The organism is Streptomyces sp. CBMA291, from assembly GCF_014596525.1.
Classification (GTDB): Bacteria; Actinomycetota; Actinomycetes; order Streptomycetales; family Streptomycetaceae; genus Streptomyces.
This window is the reverse complement of sequence record NZ_MSJP01000051.1, coordinates 1-4695: the sequence shown is the minus strand read 5'-3', so window position 1 is coordinate 4695 and position 4695 is coordinate 1. Positions and strand designations below refer to the sequence as shown.

The following is a 4695-nucleotide window of genomic DNA, read 5'->3' as shown; positions in this document are numbered from 1 at the left end:
CCCGCGATCGCGCTCGCGCTGCCCGTGCCGCACGTCGACACGGGCGACCCCAACGCCGGTCTGCTCGCCGGTCTCGCGGCGGCCGCCCCCGGGGAGCTGCTCGCCGCGCTGCGGGCGGCGCCCGTGCCCTCGGCCGAGCTGTGGCTGCGCTCCCTGCGGGCCCAGCTGGAGCTGGACGACCTGTCGTCGGCCGTACGGACGCTGGCGGCGCTTGAGGAGCGGGCCCCGGACGACTGGCGGATCGTCTGGTACCGGGGGGTGACCTCGCTGGTGACGGGGGATCACCGGCACGCGGCGCTCGCCTTCGACGCGGTGTACGACGCCTTCCCCGGCGAGCCCGCGCCGAAGCTGGCCCTGGGAATCTGCGCCGAGGTGCTGGGGCAGCTGGACAACGCGGCCGAGTACTACCGGCTCGTGTGGGCGGCCGATCCCAGTTTCGTCAGCGCGGCCTTCGGACTCGCCCGGGTGCGGCTCGCGGCGGGCGACCGCGCCGGGGCCGTGGCGGCGCTCGAATCCGTACCGGAGGCGTCGATCCACTACACGGCGGCCCGGGTGGCGAGCGTGCGGGCGCGGCTGCGGAGCCGTCCGCCGACGGAGCCGCTCGCCCCCGATCTGACGGCCTCCGCCGCGCAGGTCTCCGCGCTCCAGGGCTTCGGTCTGGACGCGGTGCGCAGGGAGCGGCTGTCGACGGAGGTCCTCGGAACGGCCCTGGACTGGGTACTCTCCGGGAGTCCCGGTGCGCAGCCGGGCGGCGGCGCGCTGCTGCTCGGGAGCGAGCTGGACGAGCGCGGCCTGCGCTTCGGCCTGGAACGCTCGTACCGGGTGCTGGCCCGGCTGGCCCAGCGGGGCGAGGAAAGGATCGAACTGGTGGAGCGGGCCAACCGTTTCCGCCCCAGGACGTGGGTGTGAGGATGTCCCAGAAGCCGAAGCCGTCGCATGGACTGACGACCTGCCCCGGGTGCGCGGAGCCCTTGGAGGCGGGCGACCGGTTCTGCGGGGCGTGCGGATACGACCTGGTGGCGGCCGGGCCGGAGCCCGACCGCCCCACCCTGGCCATCGGCGCCCCGGTGGCCTGGCCGGACGCCCCGTCCCGCGACCCGGGTTCCCTGTCGACCGCCACCCAGCACCCGGGCGATCTGCCGGGCACCGACTCGGGCGGCCGGGAGCTGCCCGGGGGGGCGCCGGCGGGCGGCGAACCGGCCGCACCCGATCCGCGCACGGCGGTACGGGCGGACCCGGCGCCCGCCCCGGCGAGCCCGGCCACCCTGTGCGCGGCCTGCCGGGCCGGGCGGGTGGACGCCGACGGCTACTGCGAGAACTGCGGGCACGCGCGGCCCCGGGAGCGCGACCACATGGAACGGGAGCTGGGCGGGGTCGCCGCCGTCAGCGACCGGGGGCTGCGCCATCACCGTAACGAGGACGCGTTCGCCGTCTCCACGACGACCCTGCCGGACGGCTCCCCCGCCGTCCTCGCGATCGTCTGCGACGGCGTGTCCTCGGCGACCCGGCCCGACGAGGCCTCCGCCGCCGCCGCTCGGGCGGCCGGGGCCTCGCTGCTCGCGGCGCTGCCCCGGGGCACCCATCCGCAGCAGGCGATGCACGAGGCGATCGTGGTGGCGGCGGCGGCCGTCGACTCCCTCGCGGAGGCGGCGGGCCAGGAGGGCGCGGAGACCGAACCGCAGCGGCACCGCAACGCCCCGGCCTGCACCATCGTGGGTTCCGTCGTCGCCGGCGGGCTGCTCGTGGTGGGCTGGATCGGCGACAGCCGCGCCTACTGGGTGCCGGACGACCGGTCGGCCCCGGCCGCCCGGCTCACCGAGGACGACTCGTGGGCCGCGCAGATGGTCGCGGCGGGGCTGATGAGCCAGGCGGAGGCGTACGCGGACGAGCGCGCCCACGCGATCACCGGCTGGCTGGGCGCCGACGCCTACGAACTGGAGCCGCACACGGCCGCATTCAAACCCGACCGGTCCGGGGTGGTCGTGGTCTGCACGGACGGGCTGTGGAACTACGCCGAGGGCGCCGAGGAGATGGCGCGTGCCGTCCCCGTCGACGCGGCGGACCGGCCGCTGCACGGTGCCCGGGTGCTCGTCGGGCACGCCCTGGACGGCGGCGGCCACGACAACATCACGGTCGCGCTCGTGCCGTTCGCCGTCACCCCCGGGGCAGGGTCGGCCTGAGCGGCCACCGGTCCCCGTCACCGAAACCGTTGCCCGAGGAGCCGTAACAGATGGCGAACTTCTCCAAGTCGACCGTGCCGCAGTTCTCCGTGGACGTCTACCAGAACGAGTTCCTGCCGGAGGGCGGCCGGGACGTCAACGCGATCGTGACGGTCACCGCCACCGGAGGCGGCACCACCGGACAGTTCCTGTACGGCTCCGGGGGCGCGGGCACGGCCGGAGTCGTCGTCATGGTCGACTGCTCCGGCTCGATGGACTACCCGGCCACCAAGATGCGGGGCGCGCGCGAGGCCACCGCCGCCGCCGTCGACACCCTGCGCGACGGCACCGCGTTCGCCGTGGTCGCCGGGACGCACCGGGCGACGGAGGTCTACCCGGGGAACGGCGGTCTGGCCGTCGCCGACGCCCGCACCCGGGCCGAGGCCAAGGAGGCGCTGCGCGGGCTGAGCGCGGGCGGCGGCACCGCGATCGGCACCTGGCTGCGGCTCGCGGACCGGCTGCTCTCCTCCGCCGAGCTGACGATCCGGCACGGCATCCTGCTGACCGACGGGCGCAACGAGCACGAGGCACCGCAGGATCTGCGGGACGCGCTCGACGCCTGCGCGGGGCGGTTCACCTGCGACGCGCGCGGAGTGGGCACCGACTGGGAGGTCAAGGAGGTCACCGGGATCGCCTCGGCGCTGCTCGGCACCGCCGACATCGTCGCCGATCCGGCCGCCCTCGCCGCCGACTTCACCGCGATGATGGAGCGCGCGATGGACAAGGGCGTCGCCGATGTGGTCCTGCGTCTGTGGACCCCGGTGGGGGCGGAGATCGGCTTCGTGAAGCAGGTCGCGCCGACCGTCGAGGACCTGACGGGGCGGCGCGCCGAGGCCGGTCCGCGCGCCGGGGACTATCCGACGGGCTCCTGGGGCGACGAGTCCCGCGACTACCACGTCAGCGTCCGGGTGCCGCACGCGGCGGTCGGGCGGGAGATGCTGGCGGCCCGGGTCTCCCTGATCGCGCCCGACCCGCTGGGCGGCGAGCCCCGCCCGCTCTCCCAGGGGCTCGTACGGGCGGTGTGGACGGACGACCCGGCGATGTCGACCTCGATCAATCCGCAGGTCGCGCACTACACGGGCCAGGCCGAACTGGCGCATGTCATCCAGCAGGGACTCGATGCCCGCAAATCGGGGGATCGCGACGGAGCGACGGCGAAACTGGGCCGTGCCGTGCAGCTCGCGGCGGCCTCCGGCAACGCGGACACAGCGAAATTGCTTTCGAAGGTGGTCGACGTGGTCGACGCGTCGACCGGTACTGTGCGTTTGAAGGCGAAGGTCGCGGAAGCGGACGAGATGACACTCGAAACGCGCTCCACCAAGACCGTTCGCGTCAAGAGGTAGCCCGGCCACCGGGCCGGACGACGAGAGGGGGAAGCACCGACATGCCGACCTGCCCGAACGGACACCAGTCGGTCTCCGACGACTGGTGCGAGGTCTGCGGCCATCGCATGGCCGGGGCGGGTGCGCCGACGGGTGCCGTACCGCCGCCTCCCCCGCCGCCGCCCCCCGCCTACGGCTACCCGGGCCCCGACGCGCCCGACGCCCCGGGCGGCTACGGCTACCCGGGCCCCGGTGCGCCCCCCGGCCCCGGCGGACCTCCGCCCGTCCCCGGTCCCGGTCCGTCCGACCGCTCCGGTACGCCCGACCGCACCGGCACTCCGGGCGGCTACGGCTACCCCGGACCGGGCACGCCTCCCGGCCCCGGCGGCCCCCGGCCCGTATCCGGCGGCTTCGCTCCCGGCGGCCCGGGTCCCGGCGGTGCGGGCGGCCCGGGTCCCGGCGGCCACGGCCCCGACGGCCACGGCCCCGGTGGCCCCGACGGCTACGGATCTCGCGGCCCTGGCCCCGGCGGTCCGGGCGGTTTCGGGCCCGACGGCTTCGGCTCCCGTGCCCCTGGCGGCCCGGGTCCCGGTGGTCCGGGTCCCGGTGGCCCCCGCCCGGACGGCTTCGGCTCCGGCGCCCCCGGTCCCGACGCCTTCGGCTCCGGTGGTCCCGGTCACGGTGGTTCGGCCCCCGGCGGCTTCGGCTCCGGTGGGGATCCGAACGCGACCGCGCAGGCGGAGCTGTGCCCGCAGTGCCGCACCCCGCGTGAGCACATGGCGCCGTTCTGCGAGGAGTGCCGCTGGAACTACTTGACCCGGACGGCCACCTCGTACACCCCGCTCGCCCCGCACAACCTCCCGCGCGGCAACCCCGCCCCGGTCGGCGACCCCGGACCGCCCCGGCAGCCGGGTCCGCCGCCCGGTCTGAACCTGCCGCCGGGCTTCCAGTCCTCGCCGCCGCCCCCGCAGGGGCAGCAGGAGGACCCGTTCGGCTACCACGGTTCGCGGCCCTCGCAGGTGAACCGGCCGGCCGAGCCGCTCGGCGCCGAGCCGACCCACCACCAGGCCCGGCAGCAGCCCCCGGGTCCGCCCGGACAGCAGCCCCCGGCCTACCTCCAGGGTCAGGCCGCGCCGCCCGGCGCCCCGGCCCAG

Annotated in this window: 3 protein-coding genes and 1 pseudogene; all 4 read left to right on the top strand. The window is 76.4% G+C overall.

The annotated features are described in order from the left end of the window. Window positions 1-909, top strand: a 909-nt coding sequence (locus tag BU197_RS13745) for a tetratricopeptide repeat protein (protein ID WP_188268542.1), incomplete at its 5' end; no start/stop codon positions are given. Window positions 910-911: 2 nt separating this feature from the next. Next, window positions 912-2180, top strand: coding sequence for a PP2C family serine/threonine-protein phosphatase (locus tag BU197_RS13740; protein WP_188268541.1), 1269 nt, complete (start codon window positions 912-914; stop codon window positions 2178-2180). Window positions 2181-2230: 50 nt separating this feature from the next. Next, complete coding sequence (locus BU197_RS13735) at window positions 2231-3562, top strand: vWA domain-containing protein (protein WP_188268540.1); 1332 nt, start codon at window positions 2231-2233, stop codon at window positions 3560-3562. Between the two features lie 41 nt (window positions 3563-3603). Continuing rightward, window positions 3604-4695 (top strand): annotated as a pseudogene (locus BU197_RS13730) (hypothetical protein); the annotation flags it as partial.